This window comes from Lactobacillus kitasatonis DSM 16761 = JCM 1039 (assembly GCF_000615285.1).
In the GTDB taxonomy this organism is placed as follows: domain Bacteria; phylum Bacillota; class Bacilli; order Lactobacillales; family Lactobacillaceae; genus Lactobacillus; species Lactobacillus kitasatonis.
On the sequence record NZ_BALU01000006.1, the window covers coordinates 87,684 to 108,409 of the forward strand.

The 20,726-nt window shown below is 37.9% G+C and carries 16 protein-coding genes and 2 pseudogenes; 2 read left to right on the forward strand and 16 right to left on the reverse strand.

The window, feature by feature from the left end:
• Positions 1–13: 13 nt before the first annotated feature.
• The 16 genes and pseudogenes from JCM1039_RS05450 to JCM1039_RS05525 all read right to left on the reverse strand — a co-directional run bounded on the left by JCM1039_RS05450 (position 14) and on the right by JCM1039_RS05525 (position 18,718).
• Positions 14–379: a ribosome-binding factor A gene (locus JCM1039_RS05450; protein ID WP_013438134.1), complete on the reverse strand. Its 366-nt coding sequence runs from the start codon at positions 377–379 to the stop codon at positions 14–16.
• A gap of 18 nt (positions 380–397) precedes the next feature.
• A complete protein-coding gene (gene infB, locus JCM1039_RS05455) occupies positions 398–3,001 on the reverse strand; it encodes a translation initiation factor IF-2 (protein ID WP_025014975.1) in 2,604 nt (867 codons plus the stop codon).
• 4 nt (positions 3,002–3,005) lie between these two features.
• Positions 3,006–3,317 carry a L7Ae/L30e/S12e/Gadd45 family ribosomal protein gene (locus JCM1039_RS05460; protein ID WP_025014976.1) on the reverse strand — a complete coding sequence of 104 codons (312 nt, stop codon included), beginning with the start codon at positions 3,315–3,317 and terminating at the stop codon, positions 3,006–3,008.
• Positions 3,318–3,319: 2 nt separating this feature from the next.
• Positions 3,320–3,616 carry an RNase P modulator RnpM gene (rnpM, locus tag JCM1039_RS05465; protein WP_025014977.1) on the reverse strand — a complete coding sequence of 99 codons (297 nt, stop codon included), beginning with the start codon at positions 3,614–3,616 and terminating at the stop codon, positions 3,320–3,322.
• Positions 3,617–3,624: 8 nt separating this feature from the next.
• Positions 3,625–4,797 carry a transcription termination factor NusA gene (nusA, locus tag JCM1039_RS05470; RefSeq protein WP_025014978.1) on the reverse strand — a complete coding sequence of 391 codons (1,173 nt, stop codon included), beginning with the start codon at positions 4,795–4,797 and terminating at the stop codon, positions 3,625–3,627.
• Between the two features lie 19 nt (positions 4,798–4,816).
• The gene (rimP, locus tag JCM1039_RS05475) at positions 4,817–5,293 is read right to left on the reverse strand and encodes a ribosome maturation factor RimP (protein ID WP_025014979.1); all 477 of its coding nucleotides are present in this window, start codon (positions 5,291–5,293) and stop codon (positions 4,817–4,819) included.
• Positions 5,294–5,403: 110 nt separating this feature from the next.
• Complete coding sequence (locus JCM1039_RS05480; protein WP_025014980.1) at positions 5,404–9,711, reverse strand: PolC-type DNA polymerase III; 4,308 nt, start codon at positions 9,709–9,711, stop codon at positions 5,404–5,406.
• Between the two features lie 5 nt (positions 9,712–9,716).
• Entirely contained in the window at positions 9,717–11,414 is a 1,698-nt protein-coding gene (locus tag JCM1039_RS05485; RefSeq protein ID WP_025014981.1) for a proline--tRNA ligase, read from the reverse strand.
• A gap of 41 nt (positions 11,415–11,455) precedes the next feature.
• A complete protein-coding gene (gene rseP / locus JCM1039_RS05490) occupies positions 11,456–12,712 on the reverse strand; it encodes an RIP metalloprotease RseP (RefSeq protein ID WP_025014982.1) in 1,257 nt (418 codons plus the stop codon).
• Between the two features lie 10 nt (positions 12,713–12,722).
• Positions 12,723–13,538 carry a phosphatidate cytidylyltransferase gene (locus JCM1039_RS05495; RefSeq protein ID WP_025014983.1) on the reverse strand — a complete coding sequence of 272 codons (816 nt, stop codon included), beginning with the start codon at positions 13,536–13,538 and terminating at the stop codon, positions 12,723–12,725.
• Positions 13,539–13,543: 5 nt separating this feature from the next.
• Positions 13,544–14,278: an undecaprenyl pyrophosphate synthase gene (uppS, locus tag JCM1039_RS05500; RefSeq protein WP_025014984.1), complete on the reverse strand. Its 735-nt coding sequence runs from the start codon at positions 14,276–14,278 to the stop codon at positions 13,544–13,546.
• Between the two features lie 2 nt (positions 14,279–14,280).
• Complete coding sequence (frr, locus tag JCM1039_RS05505; protein WP_025014985.1) at positions 14,281–14,838, reverse strand: ribosome recycling factor; 558 nt, start codon at positions 14,836–14,838, stop codon at positions 14,281–14,283.
• On the reverse strand, positions 14,838–15,563 hold the full coding sequence (pyrH, locus tag JCM1039_RS05510; protein ID WP_025014986.1) for a UMP kinase: 726 nt from the start codon (positions 15,561–15,563) through the stop codon (positions 14,838–14,840). The genes frr and pyrH overlap by 1 nt, the downstream gene beginning before the upstream one ends.
• A 134-nt stretch (positions 15,564–15,697) precedes the next feature.
• Positions 15,698–16,720: a translation elongation factor Ts gene (gene tsf, locus JCM1039_RS05515; RefSeq protein ID WP_025014987.1), complete on the reverse strand. Its 1,023-nt coding sequence runs from the start codon at positions 16,718–16,720 to the stop codon at positions 15,698–15,700.
• Between the two features lie 33 nt (positions 16,721–16,753).
• Positions 16,754–17,526: pseudogene (rpsB, locus tag JCM1039_RS05520) on the reverse strand (30S ribosomal protein S2).
• A gap of 160 nt (positions 17,527–17,686) precedes the next feature.
• On the reverse strand, positions 17,687–18,718 hold the full coding sequence (locus JCM1039_RS05525; protein WP_025014989.1) for a GIY-YIG nuclease family protein: 1,032 nt from the start codon (positions 18,716–18,718) through the stop codon (positions 17,687–17,689).
• A 62-nt stretch (positions 18,719–18,780) separates the two neighbouring features.
• Here JCM1039_RS05525 and JCM1039_RS05530 point away from each other — a divergent pair, with 62 nt between their 5' ends.
• Together JCM1039_RS05530 and JCM1039_RS10810 are read left to right on the forward strand one after the other, a co-directional pair.
• Positions 18,781–19,395: a lysophospholipid acyltransferase family protein gene (locus JCM1039_RS05530; RefSeq protein WP_025014990.1), complete on the forward strand. Its 615-nt coding sequence runs from the start codon at positions 18,781–18,783 to the stop codon at positions 19,393–19,395.
• A gap of 123 nt (positions 19,396–19,518) precedes the next feature.
• A pseudogene (locus JCM1039_RS10810) lies at positions 19,519–20,693 on the forward strand (class I SAM-dependent methyltransferase).
• Positions 20,694–20,726: the final 33 nt, after the last annotated feature.

Consider the following 20,726-nt stretch of genomic DNA (forward strand, 5'->3'; position numbering starts at 1 on the left):
AACGGCGCCTTTTTTACTTACTTGCCCGTTCAGCATCTTGCTTTTTAACTTCTGCAATTAAACGGTCAATTTTACTACCATATTTTACTGAATTATCACGTTTGAAAATAAGTTCAGGAACTTTATATACAGTCAAAGTTTGACCAAGCAAATGACGCATCATGCCCTTTGCCTTTTCTAAGCCTTCTTCTACTTCCTTTTCTTTTTCAGCATCTTCAGTTAATAAACTGTAGTAAACAGTTGCATATGAAAGATCATTCGTACATTCAACCGCAGTGATTGTAACTTCGCTTAAACGAGGATCACGAATTTTCTTTTGCAAAATTTTGGTTAATTCGCGAAGGATTTCTCCTTCAACACGACCAATTCTATGCTTCATGCTTGCCTCCTAAAATAATTACTTAGGTTCAACTTGTTGCATTTCGTAAACTTCGAATTCGTCGCCAACCTTGATATCGTTGTAGTCCTTAATGGTCAAACCACAGTCGGTACCTTGCTTAACTTCCTTAACGTCGTCCTTAAATCTCTTAAGTGATGCAATTTCACCATCGTATTTAACGATACCGTCACGAATAACTCTAATCTTAGAATCGTTCTTAACTACACCCTTATCAACGAAGGAACCAGCAATTGTACCAACCTTAGAAACCTTCCAAGTTTCACGAACTGTTAAGTTACCAATAACCTTTTCTTCGTAAGTTGGTTCAAGCATACCCTTCATGGCAGCAGTAACATCATCGATAGCCTTGTAGATGACACTGTACAGACGAATATCAACAGAGTCAGTTTCTGCTTGACTCTTAGCAGTTGCAGTTGGACGAACGTTGAAACCAATAATAAATGCATTAGATGCACCAGCTAAAGTAACATCTGATTCATTAATTGCACCAACGCCTGAGTGAATAATGTTAACACGTACGCCTTCAACTTCGATCTTTTCAAGTGATTGTTGCAAAGCTTCTACTGAGCCTTGAACATCAGCCTTCAAGACAATGTCAACCTCTTTCATGTTTTCCTTCTTCATAGTATCAAAGAGGTTATCAAGGGTAACGTGTTGTACCTTTTCACGAGACTTTTGCAATGATTGTTGTGCTCTAGCTTCACCAACGCTTCTTGCAGTCTTTTCATCCTTAAATTCAACCAACTTATCAGCTGATTCAGGAACATCGTTCAAACCAGTAATTTCAACAGGTTCTGATGGGGTTGCCTTCTTAACTTGACGACCACGATCGTTGGTCATTGTACGTACACGACCGAAAGTATCACCCACAACAATTGGATCACCAATATTAAGTGTACCTTGTTGGATCAAAACGTCGGCTACAGGACCACGACCACGTGACAAACGAGCTTCAATTACAGTACCGATAGCCATTTCAGTAGGATTTGCCTTAAGTTCCATCACATCAGCTTGAAGCAAAATCATTTGAAGCAAGTCATCAACGTTTTGACCAGTCTTAGCTGAAATGTTAACGAAAATTGTGTCACCACCGTAATCTTCAGGAATTAAGTTATACTTCATTAATTCTTCGGTTACGTGTTGTGGGTTGGCACCTGGCTTATCCATCTTGTTAATTGCAACAATAATTGGAACATTAGCACTCTTAGCGTGGTCAATAGCTTCGACAGTCTGTGGCATTACACCATCATCTGCAGCTACAACCAAAACAACGATATCAGTGATTTCGGCACCACGAGCACGCATGTTAGAGAATGCGGCGTGTCCTGGAGTATCCAAGAAAGTAATCAAACGGTTGTCTAATCTAACTTGGTAAGCACCGATCTTCTGAGTGATACCACCAGCTTCGTGAGCCGAAACGTGAGTATGACGTAAGCGGTCAAGCAAAGTAGTCTTACCGTGGTCAACGTGACCCATGATAGTAACTACTGGTGGACGCTTAACTTGGTTCTTAGACTTCTTTGATTCTTCCATTCTCTTGTTGTAAAGAGTGTCAATATCTGAGATATCTTCATGAACCTTTTGCTTAGCATCAATACCGTATTCAGCAGCCAATAATTCAATCGTGTCCTTATCCAATGATTGGTTTTGGTTAGTCATAACACCAAGCATGAATAACTTCTTAACGATTTCTGCTGGTTCACGGTGAAGCAATTTACCAAGGTCTTGGGCGTTCATACCTTCTTCGTAAACCAATACTTCTGGTAATGGACGTTCCTTACGCTTAGTAGGTTGCTTCTTTGGCGTTTGTTCTTGTTGCTTCTTCTTGTTCTTACGACGTTTTCTTTCTGAACGATCTGAATGTTCACTGTGACCGTTGAAGAATTGGTTCTTACCCTTACGGCCTGGCTTACCTGTATTTCTACCATGACCATTGCCACGTCTATCATCCTTAGGAGCTTCTGGCATAGTAACCTTAGCAGCTACTCTTTCATTAGCTGATGGTTGATTTTGCTTCAAACGAGCTGGGGATGGCTTTAAAATCTTAGGACCAATTACTTTCTTTTCAACTGGTGCTGACTTCTTCTTGTTGTTATCGTTATTAGTTTTCTTATTATTTTTCACTGGTTGTTCTTGTTTTGGATGTTTCAACTGTTCGTGATATTCTTTCTTAGCCTTTTGAGCTTCCTTGTTAAGTTGGCCTTCTTCGGCACGTTGCTTTTGCTTAAATTGTTGAAGCAAAGCTGCGGCCTTTGGCTTACCTGAACTAGCTCTATTATTGCCGCGTTCGTTTCGATTATCACGATTACGATCATTATTTTGACGACGTTTATTATTACGTCTTCTTGGCTTCTTAGAAGAATTATTATCTTCTTGCTTCTTTTCATTCTTGCGAATAGAAGAAACAGAGATCTTAATCTTATTATTCTTCTTGGCGGGAGCGGAGTTTTGGAAACTACTCTTTAATTTTGCAGCCTGTGCATCATCAATTGATGACATGTGATTTTTCACATCAAAGCATAAATCCTTTGCTTTTTGGACTACAACTTTATTATCAACGCCTACTTCTTTTGCGACTTCATAAATTCTTTTCTTTGCCATCCAATCACACTCCTTCATTTATTCTTTTAACTAATGCCCTAGCAAAACCAGCATCAGTTAATCCTAAAACTTTTCGCTTTTTGCCAATTGCTCTTGACATTTCACTAGCCGAAAATGAGTTTATCATAGGAATATTATTTTTTCTGGCAACGCGATCCACTTTCTCTGCAGTGTTTGCTTGAACATCACTTGCAAGCAGGATCAGCTTTATTTTTCCTTTATTTGTCTCGTTTATTACAGTTTCGGTACCTGTTGTTAATTTTCCGGCACGCTCTGCTAAACCTAACAAATTAATTGCTTTTTGTCTATTTTGCAATCTTATTTATCACCAAATAATTCTTTTCTTGCTTTCTGATGATCAACATAAGAGTAAAGTTCATCGTAAAAGCTGTCTGGAACCTTTGCACCTAAGCTACGATCCAAAACGTGCTTTTCCTTGGCTTCTTCAATCTTAGATGGATCAAGTGAAACATATGCTCCTCGTCCTGCCTTTTTACCAGTAGGATCAACAGAAACATTCTTTTCTTTATCGATCACAATGCGTACTAATTCTTTCTTAGGTTGCATTGTATCGGTTAATAAATCCTTCCGCATTGGGATTTTTCTTTTTTTCAAAAGATCACCTATTCTTCAGTATTATCTTCTGCATTTTCTGCATCGTTTGCATCTACAGCTTCAGTGTCATCACTTGAAGTAGTTTCTTCATTAGTTGCTGCTGCATCTTCACTATTAGAATCTGATGACTTTTCGTCAACAAATTCTACTTCGGATTCTGGACGGATATCAATCTTGTAGCCAGTCAAACGAGCTGCAAGACGTACGTTTTGACCCTTCTTACCAATAGCAAGTGATAATTGGTAATCTGGCACAATTACCAAAGCACTCTTTTCATCTTCATCATCACCAAATTGAACAGCAATTACTTCTGCTGGGTTCAATGCATTAGCGATAAAGTCTGATGGGTCTTCTTCGTACTTAACGATATCGATGTTTTCGCCGCCAAGTTCATTAACAACGTTTTGAACACGAGCACCCTTTTGACCTACACAAGTTCCGACTGGATCAATGTTAGGATCATTTGACTTAACAGCCATTTTGGTACGGTCGCCAGCTTCACGAGCAATTGAAACAATTTCAACAGTTCCATCATAAATTTCTGGAACTTCTTGTTCAAATAAACGCTTTACCATATCTGGAGCAGTTCTAGATACAGTAATTTGGGCACCCTTAGAATCTGAACCTACATGAGTTACCAATACACGAATTTGATCTTGTGGGTTGTAAATTTCATTAGGCATTTGATCGTGATGTGGCATTACAGCTTCAACATTGCCAATTTTAACATAAACAAAGCGATTATCACGGCGTTCTACAGTACCTGTAACAAGCTCATCTTCATATTGAGAATATTCATCAATAATATGATTTCTTTCTGCTTCACGCAAACGTTGCATAATAACTTGCTTGGCAGTTTGAGCAGCAATACGACCAAAGTTCTTAGGAGTTACTTCAAAACGAATTTCATCGCCAACTTCATAAGCACGGTTGATAGCTAAAGCATCTTTTAAGCTGACTTCCAAACGATCATCTTGAACTTCGTCAACAACTGTCTTAACAGCCATAACTTTAAAGTTGCCTTTTCTTTCGTCAAAATCAACTTCAACGTTTTGTGCTTGGTTATAATTCTTCTTGTATGCAGCTACCAAAGCGGCTTTAATTGCATCAACAATAACATCTTGCTTAATGCCCTTAGTCTTTTCTAAGGTGGCAAACGCTTCTAGCATTTCTTTAGACATAAGTTTTTAATCAGCCTTTCTAAAATTCAATTGCAAAACGAATATTTGCAATTAACTTACGGGGAACAGTTAATGTTTTTCGTCTTGTCTTATCTTTTACTTCCAATACAATCTCTTCATCATTATAGGACTTAAGCGTACCTTCATACACTTTTTTGTCCTCAATTTTTTGATAGAGACCAATATGAATATAATCATTCAAAGCCTTTTTCCAATCTGCTTCAGTCTTAATAGGACGTTCTGCACCTGGAGATGATAATTCCAAAACATATGGATCAGGGAATGGATCTGGATTGAGAGTATCGAGCTTTTCAGAAACAAGTTCACTCAAAGATGCGATTTCATCAATATCAATTCCATTTGGCTCACGATCTACATAGATACGTAAATAATTTTGTCCCTTCTCTTTAACGTATTCCATATCAACCAACATGTCACCATGTTCATCAATAATTGGTTCAACAACTGGACGAACAAGATCTATAACTTTAGACAAAAATTTTCCTCCGTAATAAAAAGAGTGAGCATTACTGCTCACTCGAATTTACCTATTCGAACTTCTCTAATAGTATACCATGTTTTACTAAACAATGTAAAATCAGATATCTAGAAAAGAGATAATTGATTTTCGTCAGGCATCCCTTCCAAGACACCATTATCTTCAAAATAGTTCATGATTGTTTGAGAAACTTTACCACGCTTAGCCAAATCTTCCTTAGACAGGAATTTCTTTTCAGCACGAGCAGCCACAATCTGCTTAGCTGCGTTATCTCCTAAACCAGGTACAGCATTGAATGGAGCCAAGATAGTATGTTTATCCAAGATCTTAAAATCAGTAGCTTCAGATTGATCAATATCAACCATCTTGATCTTGATGCCACGTTCAAGACATTCATTAGCAATTTCCAAAACAGTTAACAAACTCTTGTCCTTTGCTGAAGCATCCATACCCTTATCTTGAATTTCTTTCATTGCTGCCTTAACGGTATTTTTACCATGACTCATTGCAACCAAGTCAAATAAGTCGGCACGAACTGAGAAGTAAGCAGTGTAGTATATTTCTGGATAGTACACTTTAAACCAAGCAATTCTCAAAGCCATCAAAATGTAGGCGGTGGCGTGTGCCTTAGGGAACATGTACTTGATCTTCAAACAAGAAGGAATATACCAATCTGGAATCTTCTTGTTTTTCTTAAGTACGGCCATATTTTCATCGCTAATTCCGCGACCGTGACGAACTGATTCCATAGTTGAGAAGGCAACTTCTGGTTTTACGCCCCAGTGAATCAAGTCCATCATAATGTTGTCACGACAACCAATAACGTCCTTTAACTTGCAAGTACCGTTATTAACCAAATCTTCAGCATTACCTAGCCATACGTCAGTACCGTGTGACAAACCAGAAATCTGCAATAATTCGGCAAAAGTAGTTGGTTTAGTTTCTTCAAGCATCCCTCTAACAAAACGAGTACCAAATTCCGGTACACCCAAAGTACCAGTTTGAGAACCAATTTGTTCAGGGGTTACTCCCAAAGCTTTTGTACCTGAGAACAATGACATAACACCTGGATCATCTGGTGGAATAGTCAATGGATCAATTCCTGACAAATCCTGCAAGTGACGAATCATGGTTGGGTCATCGTGTCCCAGAATATCGAACTTCAAAATGTTATCGTGAATTGAGTGGAAGTCATAGTGTGTAATTAACCAAGCAGCATTCACATCATCAGCTGGATAAGAAACTGGCGTAAAGTCATAAATATCCATGTCATCTGGAACTACAACAATTCCGGCTGGGTGTTGACCTGTCGTTCTCTTTACCCCACGAATACCACTAGCTAAACGATCAAGTTCAGCATTCCGCAGTTTCAAATCTCTTTCTTCATCAAAGTGCTTAGCATAACCATAAGCCGTCTTATCAGCAACCGTGGCAATAGTTCCGGCACGATATGAATTATCGGGGCCAAACATAACTCGAATGAAGTTATGTGCTACTGGTTGGTAGTCACCGGAGAAGTTCAAATCGATATCAGGAACCTTATCACCGTGGAAACCCAAGAAAGTAGCAAATGGAATATCCTGACCATCTTTTACTAACGGAGTACCACATTTTGGACAATTCTTATCAGGCAAGTCAAACCCTGAACCATATTCCCCATTTTCAAAGAATTGAGAATACTTACACTTAGGACAGCGATAGTGTGGTGCCAGCGGGTTAACTTCAGTAATACCTGACATTGTAGCTACCAAACTAGATCCTACTGAACCACGGGAACCTACCAAATACCCATCTTTGTTTGACTTAGCTACAAGACGTTGAGAAATTAAGTAAATAACCGCATAACCATTAGAAATAATAGAGTTAAGTTCCAAATCGATACGGTCCTTAACGATCTTAGGCAAAGGATTACCGTATAATTCATAAGCCTTGTCGTAAGTCAATTTCTTCATTTCTTCATCAGCGTGAGCAATGTGAGGTGGATACAAACCATCTTTAATAGGCTGAATTTCAGAAATTTCATCCGCAATCTTATTAGTATTATCAATGACGATTTCTTTAGCTACATCTTCACCTAAGAAACTAAAGGCATCAAGCATTTCTTGCGTAGAATAGAAGTGCAAATCTGGTTGTGGCTTGTTTCTATTAGGGTTAGAACGTTGAGCAGAAATCAGAATTGTACGATAAATTGCATCATGTGGTTCAACGTAGTGCGAATCACCAGTTGCTACAACAGGTTTATTTAATTCTTTACCTAGTTTATAGATATTGTTGATAATTTCTTCAAGCTGATTTTCATCTTTGATCAACCCATCAGCAATTAATTGTGAGTATGTTGCTGGTGGTTGAACTTCCAAGAAGTCATAGAACTTGGCCTTTTCACGTGCTTCATCGTAACCTTTTTGCATCATAGCAACAAAGACGTCACCTTGCCAACAGCCTGAACCGTACAAAAGTCCTTCGTGCAAATCTGCCAAATCAGACTTAGGCGTTCTAGGAATACGGTAAAAGTCTTTCGTACTTGCGATTGAAACTAATTTATACAGATTCTTTAAACCTTTCTGGTCTTTAGCTAGCACCGTCATATGAGAAGGACGAGCACGCTTATAAACTTCACCATGAGCCGCATAGCCATTTAAGTTGTTCAAGTTATCTTCGTTGTACTTTTTCTTAAAAGCATCAAGTAACTTGTACATCAAATAGCCAGTTGCTTCCGCATCCTGATTAGCTCTGTGGTGGTGTTCCAAAGAAACATTGTACTTCTTAGCTAATGAATCCAAAGTGTGTCGATTTTGTTCTGGGTGCAATAAACGAGATACTTCAAGAGTATCAACAACAGGCTGAGTAATTTCACTGAGTCCTGCTCTTCTTAAAGCAGCGTTAACAAAACCAACATCGAACTGAACATTGTGTCCACAAAGAGGACGGTCACCGTAAAAGTCTTGGAACTGTTTAATTACGACGTCTTCATCATCGGCTGCACTAACCATTTCATCTGTAATAGAGGTCAAATTAATGGTTTGTTCACTCAGTGGATGATGCGGATTGATAAATTTATCAAATCTTTCGAGCACTTCACCATTCTTCATTTTTACGGCACCAATTTCAATAATCGTGTCGTAAACGGACGAAAGTCCTGTAGTTTCAACGTCGAAGATTACAAATTCACGATCTTCATAAGTCATTGGAGCTGGATTCAAGACAAGTAAAGCATGATCATCAATCATGTTAGCTTCAACACCATAAAGAATCTTCATGTCAGTAGCTTTACCAGTGCTATATGCTTCTGGGAAGGACTGAACATCACCATGATCTGTAATCGCAATTGCTTTTTGACCAAACTTCTTGGCAGTTTTAATGAAATCAGTTGGCGTATTAGTAGCATCAAGCTGACTCATATTGGTATGCAAGTGAAGTTCAACACGCTTTTGTTCACCCTCATACTTTTCAGTACGACCCACATGTTCAACAGTTTCAAAACTACTAATATTGAACACTACATCGTGTTGGTACTGATCATCTGCAGCTGTACCTTGCATCTTTGCCCAAGTGCCTGGCTTAATAGCTGACATTTGTTCAATTTGATCTTTATCAGATACAAATTTCTTGAAAGCAATTGAATCACTATAGTCAGTGATTTCACCGGTAAAAATTACCGCTCCTGACTTTAATTCACGACTTTCAATGTTAAAGATGTTACCTTCAATAACAACATTACGGGTACCGTCTTCGACATCTTTAATTTGAGTAATTGAAGCATTTTCATCCAATTTGCGTTTTCCATAACTAGTACGCTTAGTTGGGTATTGGCGTGGCTGAGGCTTTGGCTTTTCAGGAGTCTGCTCAAATTGCTTTTGCATATCCTTTTCATGTTCTTCATGGCGTTCTTCCAGACTTTGCAAGTTGCTTTCCATACTGGATTGATCAACCTGAGTAATAAATTTCAGGTTAAAGAAGCCGTACTTACGCATTTCTAAAGCCAACTCGTCTAAAGCCTTTTGCTCAATTATTCCGTCAATAATATTGTTGTCAACTGGGATAACCCAGCGACCATCAACTTTTTCTGGCTTTTGACCTGCTAAAAATTCACGAGCCATTGGTTGCAATACATTAGAATTTTCAACTGCATAATGCCAATAGTTTGGTAAATATTTATCTGAGCCATCACCGGTATTTACAAAAAATCTTACATTTACAAACGAAGAAAAACTTTCTTCTATAGCTTTTCTTAATGCCACATAGGTATCGTACTGTAATGGAGTATCAAAAAAAACGTGGATATCCCACCTATGTTCTTTAGCGTAAACATCCACGTTTTCAATCTTTCCCTTTTGAAGAAGATAATTATCTTCAAAACTATCAGGAAAGTGAACCTGTTTGAGCAATTTTAAGAAAAGATCGTTTTTATTTGCCACAAAAATTATCCTAACTCTTGATTTACAAACTTATCTAATTCATCAATTGACATTTCGGTTGCCTTAGCATCAGTTGGTCTCTTAACTTCAACGATGCCATCAGCAGCCTTCTTACCAACCGTAATTCTAATTGGAGCACCAACTAAGTCAGCATCAGCAAACTTAACACCGGCACGTTCCTTACGGTCGTCATATAAAACATCATACTTTTCACTGAATTTCTTTTCAAGTTTTTCAGCTAATTCAGTCTGATCATCCTTGTTCATCTTCATTTGAACAATATGAATTTCAAATGGAGCGATTTCCTTTGGCCATGCAACACCGCGTTCAGTTAAGTGTTGTTCAACTGCTGCAGAAAGCATTCTAGTTACACCGATACCGTATGAACCCATGATAACTGGCTTAGACTTACCATTTTGATCCAAGAAATCTGCACCCATAGTCTTAGTGTAGTAAGTACCCAACTTAAAGATGTGACCCACTTCGATTGAAGTAGTGAATTTAAGTGGTAAGTGATCAACTGGGTCTGGTTCGCCTTCATTAGCAACTCTAAGGTCAGCAAATTCATCTACCTTAAAGTCACGATCTAAGTTAGCGTTCTTGTATTGGTAGTCAGTTTCACCAGCACCAACAACAACGTTGTAAAGGTCCTTAACAGTTTCATCAGCAATAATCTTATCTGCCCAATCTGCATTTACAGGACCTACACCGCCCTTTTCACTACCAGTGATTTCTTTCAAATCCTTGGTATCAGCTTCATGAACTTCATCAGCATCAAGAACGTGACCTAATTTTACTTCGTTAATTTGCTTATCGCCACGAATTAAAACTAAAACTTTTTGCCCATCAGCAATGTAAAGAATACTCTTTACGATTCTAGTTGCAGGAACATCTAAGAATTTAGCTAATTTTTCAATAGTATCGCAATCTGGAGTTGCAACCTTAGCTAATTCCTTTGGATCTTCAGGATCTTGTTTAAATGTGTCAATACTCTTAGCCATTTCAAGGTTAGCAGCATAAGTGCCTTTTTCGTTAGTAGCAATGGTATCTTCACCAATTGCAGCTGGAGCTTGAAATTCAGTAGAATTCTTACCACCCATTGTACCTGAGTCAGCAATTACTGGGTGAACTGAAACACCTGCACGTTTGAAAATACGCTTGTAGGCATTTTCTTGATCGTTAAATTGTTCGTCCAATTGATCACGAGTAGCAGCAAAACTGTAACCATCAAGCATTACAAATTCACGACCACGAAGAAGACCAAAACGAGGACGGTTTTCATCACGAAACTTAGTTTGAATTTGGTAAAGAGCCATTGGCATTTGCTTGTAACTCTTCAAATTCTTAGCAATGATTTCTGTGAATGTTTCTTCATGAGTAGGTCCTAACAAACTTTCACGACCGTGACGGTCCTTAAGTTTAAACATTTCTGGACCATATTTCTTGTAACGACCAGATTCTTGCCATAAAGTTGCTGGAAGCAAGTGAGGCATGATCATTTCTGGAACATTGATCTTATCCATTTCTTGTTCAATGATTGATTCAGCCTTACGTAAAACACGGTAACCTAATGGAAGGTAAGCATAAACACCAGCAGTAACTTGACGAATATAGCCACCTCTAATCATCAATTTATGACTTTCTGCCACAGCATCAGATGGTGCTTCCTTTAAAGTTGGCATAAAAAATTTTGATTGACGCATTATTTTTTATAATCTCCTAAAGTAAAAACAAAACTAACTAATTATTTAATGAAATAGCGATAAATATCGTTACCTGTAACTGCAATGATCAAAACTAACAACAGGCCAAAGCCAATTAACTCGACAATAGCCTCATGTTCTTCTGAAATTGGCTTTCCACGAACTAATTCAATTAAGTTCAATAAAAGTTTACCACCGTCTAATCCTGGAATTGGAATTAAGTTTACGATTCCCAAGTTGATTGAGATCATACCCAAGAAAGCTAATACATAAGTAAAGCCCATTTGAGAAACTTGTGAAGTTTGAGAATAAATACCAACAGGACCAGATAATTTATTCAAGCTAAAGTGTCTAAACAAATTACCAACTGCATTAAAAATTAAACCTGTAGTTGAAACAGCTGTATCCCAGCCTCTCTTCAACTTAACACCGGCACTTTCATCACTCTTAGCAACAATACCTATTTGGTAAACTTTTTGCTTTTGAACAGTGCGAACCTTAGGTTTTACTGCAACTGTTCTAGTTGAGCCATTTTTTTCTAATTTAAAGCGTAATTCTTTTCCATTGCTTTGATTAATCTTAGCGGATACTTGATCAAAATTACTGATTTTTTGACCGTTAATCGCAACAATTTTATCGCCAGGCTCAATTTTAGCACTTCTAGCGGGAGAATTAGCTTCAGTAGATCCAATTGTTGTAGTAGCCGGACCAGGAACAGTAAATGTCCAAATTAAGAACACTACAAAACCAAGCAAAATATTCATAAATGGTCCAGCAAAGTTGGTTGCTAATTTTTGCCATACGTTGGCTTGATTGAATTGAGTATCACGAGGAGCAATGATTAATTCGGTACCATTTTTTTCAATGATTGTAGCATCATGGTTTACATGATAAGTAACCGGATCATTTTCATCCCCATTTTCATAGCCTTCAATAATCAAGCTGTCTACCAGGTCGGCCTTTGTTACCTGTACAGGAATTCCTTCAATGGGCATGTCAGATTCAGAAGCATCAATTCGAACTACTTCATTCTTATCATTCAACTGCAAAATCACAGTCATACCTGGATCTAATTTGCTCTCATCATCAGACCCTGCTAAACGAACATATCCACCTAATGGTAGCCAACGAATAGTATACGTCGTAGGATTCCGTCTAATTTGAAAGAGCTTTGGACCCATACCAATAGAAAATTCACGAACAAGAATACCTGACTTTTTAGCTACAATGAAGTGTCCAAATTCATGGACAAAGACAAGTAAGCCAAAGACGACTAAAAAGATTAGTATACCTCTCAATAAAATTCTCCTAATGTACAATACCTAAAATAGCAGCAACAACAGGTAATACGAATAGCATACTATCAAAACGGTCCAAGATACCACCGTGACCTGGTAAGATCTTACCAGAGTCCTTTACACCGTAGAAACGTTTGTATGCTGATTCAACCAAGTCACCCATTTGGCCAATGATTGAGAAGATGAATGCCAAACCAACCATTGATAATTCCGAGACGCCAAATGTAATGTTGAAGTGACTCAAAATTGCTAAATAAATTGCACTAAAAATCAATGCACAAATTACAGCTCCAATAGAACCTTCCCAAGTCTTGTTAGGGCTGATTACTGGCCATAACTTATGCTTACCAATCTTCCGACCGATCATGTACGCACCAATATCGGTTGACCAAACAACCACAAATACATAACCTAACAAAGCTAAACCATTTTGTGGATATGCTCTAATTGCGGCCATGTAGTGGAAGCCTATTCCGATATAAAGTGATGCCAATACATAAACACCAACATCATCAAAAGTTGTCTTGTTCTTGGAAAGAACAGTCCAAGTCAAGAAAATCATGACAATGCCATAAAATACACCCAACTTAGTTATATTTGATGGGAATACTTTGAAAAATGAGTCTGGAACAGTCCAGGTCAAAGTTGCAAGTAGAGCTAATACGAAATCAAATGATACTAAAAGTTGTTTCTTCATTAAAAAGATTTCGCTAATACCAACTGCTGCAAAAAGTACAGTCAGCCAGTCCATCCAAAGACCGCCTGCTAATACGATTGGAATAAATAAGATTAAGGCAATAACTGCCGTAATTACACGTTGTTTCATATTAATTAACTATCCGATTCGTCTACCTTACCAAAGCGCCGGTTACGGTGCTTAAATTCATTAACAAATTGTTTTAAATCATCTTCGTCAAAATCGGGCCAATTTTTATCACTAAAAGCCAATTCTGAATAAGCCAACTGCCAAAGCAAGAAATTAGAAATTCTTTGTTCGCCTGAAGTTCTGATCAATAAATCAGGATCTTGGTATTTACCAAAATGACCGGTCATTAAATGATCGGAAATCATTTTTTCAGTAATATCTTCGCTCTTTAGTTCACCAGCTTCAATTAAGCCACCGATTTCTTGCATTGCAGAGGTAATTTCTCTTCTTGAGCCATAATTAAAGGCAAAATTAAGTACTAAACCAGTATTATTGGCTGTTTCTGCCATTGCTCGTTGAACAATTTGATAAGTTTTTTCGGGAAGCTCATCTAGATATCCCATAATGTTGACCTTAACATTATTTTCCATTAAAGTCGGCATATATTTATCAAAAAAGCGTACAGGCAAATTCATCAAGTAAGCTACTTCTTCTTTAGGTCTAGCCCAGTTTTCGGTAGAAAAAGCATACAAAGTTAATACTTTAATACCCAACTTGTCAGCAGCTAAAGTAATGCGTTCAACATTATCCATACCTTCACGGTGACCAACAAAGCGAGGCTTATGGCGTTTTTTAGCCCATCTACCATTACCATCCATAATGATGGCAAGATGATTTAATTCATTATCTTTCTTACTCATGTTTAACCTTGAGTAATTTCCTTACGCTTTTCATCAGCAAGTTGATCAATCTTCTTGGCTGCATCATCAGTAACCTTTTGAACTTGCTTTTCTAAATTGCGTTGTTCATCTTCGGTAATGTCGCCATCTTTTTCTTCTCTCTTCAAAGAGTTCATGGCATCACGACGAACATTTCTAACGGCAATCTTTGCTTCTTCAGCGTACTTACCAACTTCCTTGGCAATTTCTTCTCTTCTTTCACCAGTAAGTTGTGGAATTACCAATCTGATAACCTTACCATCGTTTGCTGGAGTTAAACCAAGGTTTGAAGCCAAAAGTGCGTGTTCAATATCATCCAAACTGTTTTGGTCGTATGGAGTAATCAATAAAACACGTGGTTCTGGAATAGTAATGCTTGACATTTGAGTCAATGGTGTAGGTGCACCGTAGTATTCAACTTGAACGTTATCAAGCAAAGCTGCGTTGGCAACACCTGCACGAATTGAAGCTAACTTCTTTTGATAAACCTTAATAGATTTATCCATATTTTCTTGTGCTTTTTTAATAGTTTCGTTGTTCATTATTTATTACCTCTAATTACAGTACCAATATTTTCACCCAAAACAACCTTCTTAATGTTGCCTTGAGTGTTAACGTTAAATACGATTAATGGAATTTCGGTATCCATTGACAATGAACTTGCAGTTCTGTCCATTACCTTCAAGTTCTTTGAAATCAAATCAAGTTGAGTTAATTCAGTGAACTTAGTTGCTGAAGGATCGGTCTTAGGGTCGGCTGAGTAAACACCGTCAACACCATTTTTAGCCATCAAAATTACATCAGCACCAATTTCAGCAGCACGCAAAGCAGCAGTAGTATCTGTTGAGAAGTATGGATTACCAGTACCACCACCGAAGATTACGACACGACCTTTTTCAAGATGACGCAATGCTCTTCTTCTAATGTAAGGTTCAGCAATTTGTCTCATTTCAATAGAAGTTTGCATTCTAGTAGGAACACCAACTTTTTCAAGACCATCTTGCAAAGCCAAACCATTCATAATAGTAGCAAGCATCCCCATGTAGTCAGCTTGTGCACGTTCCATTCCTAACTTAGCACCAGTTTCACCACGCCACATGTTACCGCCACCACAGACAATACCAATTTCTACGCCTAAATCATGAACAGATTTAATTTCTTTAGCCAAGTGACTAATAACAGTTGGATTAATTCCAGTACCTTTGTCACCAGCCAAGGCTTCACCTGATATTTTTAAAATAATGCGATTATATTTAACTTGACTCATAATGCCCTCCTCTAATAGCTTAAATTATTTTAACATATATAACTATCTAATGTCTTTCAACTAAATAAAGTCAACAAAATTTTATAAAAAAAGAGGAGCACTTACGTACTCCTCCTTTCATACAGTAGTAAAAACTACTTCATTTGTTCACGAACTTCGGCAGCAAAGTCTTCTTGCTTCTTTTCAATACCTTCGCCAACTTCGTAACGAGTGAATGAAACTAACTTAGCGCCCTTGTCCTTCAAGAATTCGCCAACAGTCTTGCTGTCGTCCATGATGTAGTCTTGTGATAATACTGCAAATTGCTTATCAACTTGAGTGTTATCATCAATGAAGCGTTGCATCTTACCAGGAATAATTCTGTCCCAGATCTTTTCTGGCTTACCTTCTTCTTTAAGTTCAGCCTTGATGTCTTCCTTAGCCTTAGCTAAAACGTCATCAGTCAATTGCTTTGCTGAACCGTAAACAAGGTGTGGTAATGGCTTCTTGTGTACCAACGCACGACTTTCGTTATCTTGGTCGATCTTGTGGTTCATCAATGCCAATTGTTCAGTGATGAAGTCATCATCTAATTCATCTGGTGAGATAACTTTAGGCTTCATAGCAGCAATGTGCATTGCTAAGTGCTTAGCAGTTGCAGCGTCAGCACCTTCTAAGACAGTGATAACACCGATTTGGCCACCGTTATGTTGGTAAGCACCAAATTCTTGGTCATCGTTCTTCTTTTCCAATGCGAAACGACGTAAAACAATCTTTTCACCAATAGTAGCAGTTGCGTCAACAAATGCTTGTGATAAAGTCTTGCCGTCTTCCATTTTTAATTCGCTAGCTTCTTCGGCGTTAGCAGGCTTACCTTCAGCGATAGTCTTAGTTACGTCCTTTACTAAGTTAACGAATTTTTCGTTTTGAGAAACGAAGTCAGTTTCTGAGTTGACTTCAGTAATAGCTGCTACGTTACCAGCAACGTAAACACCAGTTAAACCTTCAGCTGCAACACGGTCTGCTTTCTTAGCAGCCTTAGCCATACCCTTATCGTGAAGGTATTCAATGGCCTTGTCCATGTCACCGTCAACTTCTACCAATGCCTTCTTAGCGTCCATAACGCCGGCACCGGTACGTTCACGTAATTCCTTAACTTGCTTTGCAGTAATTGCCATTAATATGTCCTCCTACAGAACTAACAGTAAAAACTAGTCTTCTGGGTTTTCTTCAGCGCTAACGATTTCGTCTGAACCATCAGCATTTTCTTTGAAATCTACTTCAACAGTTTCGTCATCTTGACCTTGCTTGCCTTCAACGATAGCGTCTGCCATAGCACCTGCGATTAAGCGGATAGCACGGATAGCGTCATCGTTTGAAGGAATAACAACATCAATAGGATCTGGATCGGTGTTAGTGTCAACCATAGCTACAACTGGGATACCCAAAATGTTAGCTTCGTGAACAGCGATCTTTTCCTTCTTAGGATCTACTACGAACAATACGTCTGGGATTCTTGCATGTCTTCGATACCGCCTAAGAATCTTTCAAGCTTTTCCATTTCCTTAGTTAAAAGAGCAACTTCCTTCTTTGGTAATACATCGAAGGTACCGTCTTGTGACATTTCCTTTAATTGCTTTAATCTTCTAACACGGCTTTGAATAGTGGTCCAGTTAGTCAAAGTACCACCTAACCAACGTTGGTTTACGTAGTATTGACCTGCACGAGTTGCTTCTTCAGCAATTGAGTCTTGAGCTTGCTTCTTAGTACCTACAAACAAGAATACGCCGCCGTCTTGTGCAACAGCCTTCATAAAGTTGTAAGCATCATCTAACATCTTGATAGTTTTTTGCAAGTCAATGATGTAGATACCATTTCTTTGAGTGAAAATGTAAGGAGCCATCTTTGGGTTCCATCTTCTAGTTTGGTGACCGAAGTGGACACCAGCTTCAAGCAATTGCTTCATTGTAACAACGTCTGCCATATTTAAATTCCTCCTATGGTTTTAAATCCTCTCAAGCGTTCATTTCATCATCTAACCACTACCTAGGGCACCACGATGATGATCGCTCTTGATGTGTTTTCTACTTATGCTTAAACAGCATACTCGACTATTTTACAAAATTTTATTCAATCTGACAAGACTAAAACTTAATATTATGTTCACGCAAGAATTTTTCTTTCCAGCTGCGTGAATGATGCTTAAACCAATACTCTCTCTTGAGTGCCAATCTTTTATCATCAAATTGTTCATGGTAAATCATCCGTACTGGTCGTCTAGCTTTAGTATACTTAGCACCCTTACCTTCATTATGCATTTTTAAACGGTGCTCAAGATCGTTCGTAAAGCCGCCATAAAAACTACCATCATTACAAAGCAATATATAAAAGTAATATTTACCTTTTGCATCGTGCTTTGCTCGATCTTCATCGGTCTCACGCACAATTCTTTGAATAAGCGGTTGAAACTCACCATTTTGACCATGAACTTCAATTGCATCCCTCAACTCAGTGCCATCAGTTCCAGTATGTTTAACAGCTTCAACAATAATTAAATTTGTATTCTCGCCACGATGAGAAACAAAAGGTTGAACCATTTTCACGCTCAAGTCATATTTCATACAGTAGTAGCATATTTCACCTAATCTCTCAGGTCGATGCACCATAAACATTTTTCCCTTCATTTTAAGAAGGCCACTTGCTACGGCAATAATTTGTTCCAAATCGATTAGTAATTCATGACGTGCGATTGCCTTTTTTCGATCTGGATTAACCTCATGACCCTTTGGTGCTTTAAAATAAGGAGGGTTTACAGTTACTACATCATAACTATCTTTATGCAAAAATTTAGGTGCATTTAAGACATTATCCTTATAAACTGAAATTCGATTCTCCATATCGTTTAATTCAATCGAACGCACAGCTTGAGAATAAATTTCATCTTGAATTTCAATTGCATCATAATGTGCTCGGTTAAAATAAGCCATATAAATAGTTGCGGCACAGTTACCCGCACATAAATCTGCTACTTTATCCTTATCGCGAATTAATCCTTTAGCCCAATATGCTAATAATAAGGTATCCATTGAAAAACTAAAGGCCGTTTTATCTTGGATAATTCGCAAATTATCACTGTACATATAATCGATTCGTTCATTATCTTTAAGCTCAACCATAAAAATATTTGCCTTTCTCGTCTATCTATTTTTATAATAACTTAACTTAATTGGAGGACAAAATGTTTTATAAAATTATTCGCCCCATCGTTCGTTTCATCGTTTGGGTGTTAAACGGACACTTGCATATTCATCACAAAGATCGTTTACCAAAAGGAAATTACATTCTAGTTGCGCCTCACCGCACTTGGTGGGAACCACTTTTATTCGCTCTTGGCGCCAGTCCAATGGAATTCATGTTCATGGCGAAAATTGAATTATTCAAAAATTCAGTTTTGCGCTTTATCCTAAATCATGCCCATGCATTCCCAGTTGACCGTAAAAATCCAGGTCCATCTGCTTTAAAAATTCCAGTTAAAGGATTAAGAAAAGGTGATCTATCATTAATCATCTTCCCATCTGGAACTAGACACTCAGCCGAATTAAAAGGTGGTGCTCTAGTAATTTCCAAGATGTCTAAAAAGCCAATGGTTCCGGTAGTTTACCAGGGTCCATTAACTTTTAAAGGTTTATTGAAAAGAAAGCCAATGGAAGTTAACTTCGGCAATCCAATTACGATTGATAAAAAGACTAAGTTAACTCACGAAAATGAACAAATTATTTATAAGCAATTAGAAGATGCTTGGAATAAACTGGATGATGAACTAGACCCCAATTTCCACTATGTAGCTAAATAACATCAATGCTCAGTTAATGGTTAAATTTTTAAACTATGATCATTAGCTGAGTATTTTTTATTGCATAAATTTTTTAGTGTTAAAATAAATAACTAGGTTTGATAATTATTGGAGGAAAGATAATTGTTAGAAAAAACATTTTACAAAATGATGCTTAGCAAGTCCTTCCCTTTTCCCGTTAAAGTAACCTACTGGGACGGTAAAAGCGAAGTCTATGGTAATGGTACTCCTGAAATCGAAATCGTCTTTAACGAAAAAATTCCTATGAGTGACATTACTAGAAATGCTTCACTCGCACTTGGTGAAGGATACATGGATAAAAAGATTGAAATCTATGGGGATATTCAAAATTAATTTTTGGTGCTTACGAAAGTGCCGACAGTTTCATGCGTTCTTCAAAGTTCCGCAAATTCTTACCAAAACAAAAGCACACTGAAAAGCAAAGTGAAGAAGACGTACAAAGTCACTATGACATTGGTAACGACTTCTACAAGTTATGGCTTGATCCTACTATGACTTATTCTTGTGCTTACTTCGAAGATGGCAACGAAAATGATCTTGAACAAGCACAAATTGCTAAAGTTCACCACATTTTAAATAAATTAAACCCACAAAAAGGCAAGACTTTACTCGATATCGGTTGTGGTTGGGGTACATTGATGCTCACTGCTGCTAAGGAATATGGTCTTAAGGTTACCGGTGTTACATTGAGTGAAGAACAATACAAATTAGTACAAAAGCGTATCTACGATGAAAACTTGCAAGATGTAGCTGAAGTTAGACTTGAAGACTACCGTGAACTTGGTGATCAAACCTGGGATTACGTAACTTCAGTTGGTATGTTTGAACACGTAGGTTCAGAGAACTTACCTAAATACTTCCAAGACGTTTACAAGTACTTAAACAAAGATGGTATTGCTTTGATCCACGGTATTACTCGTCAACAAGGTGGTACTACTAACGCCTGGATTAACAAATACATCTTCCCAGGTGGTTACATTCCAGGTTTGCAAGAAATTGTTGGCGATATCGTTGACAGTGGTTTGCAAATTACTGATATGGAAACTCTTCGTCGTCACTACCAAAGAACTCTTGAAATTTGGGACAAGAACTTTAATGCAGTCCGTGACCAAGTTGAAGCTAAGATGGGCGAACGTTTCACTCGTATGTGGGACATGTACTTAAATGCTTGTGCTGCTTCATTTGAATCAGGCAACATCGATGTTATCCAATACTTGCTTACCAAGGGCCCTTCCGGTAAGAACTTACCAATGACTAGAAATTACATGCTTAAGTAATTTAAAAATATTAACAGACCTGCATTAGATGCA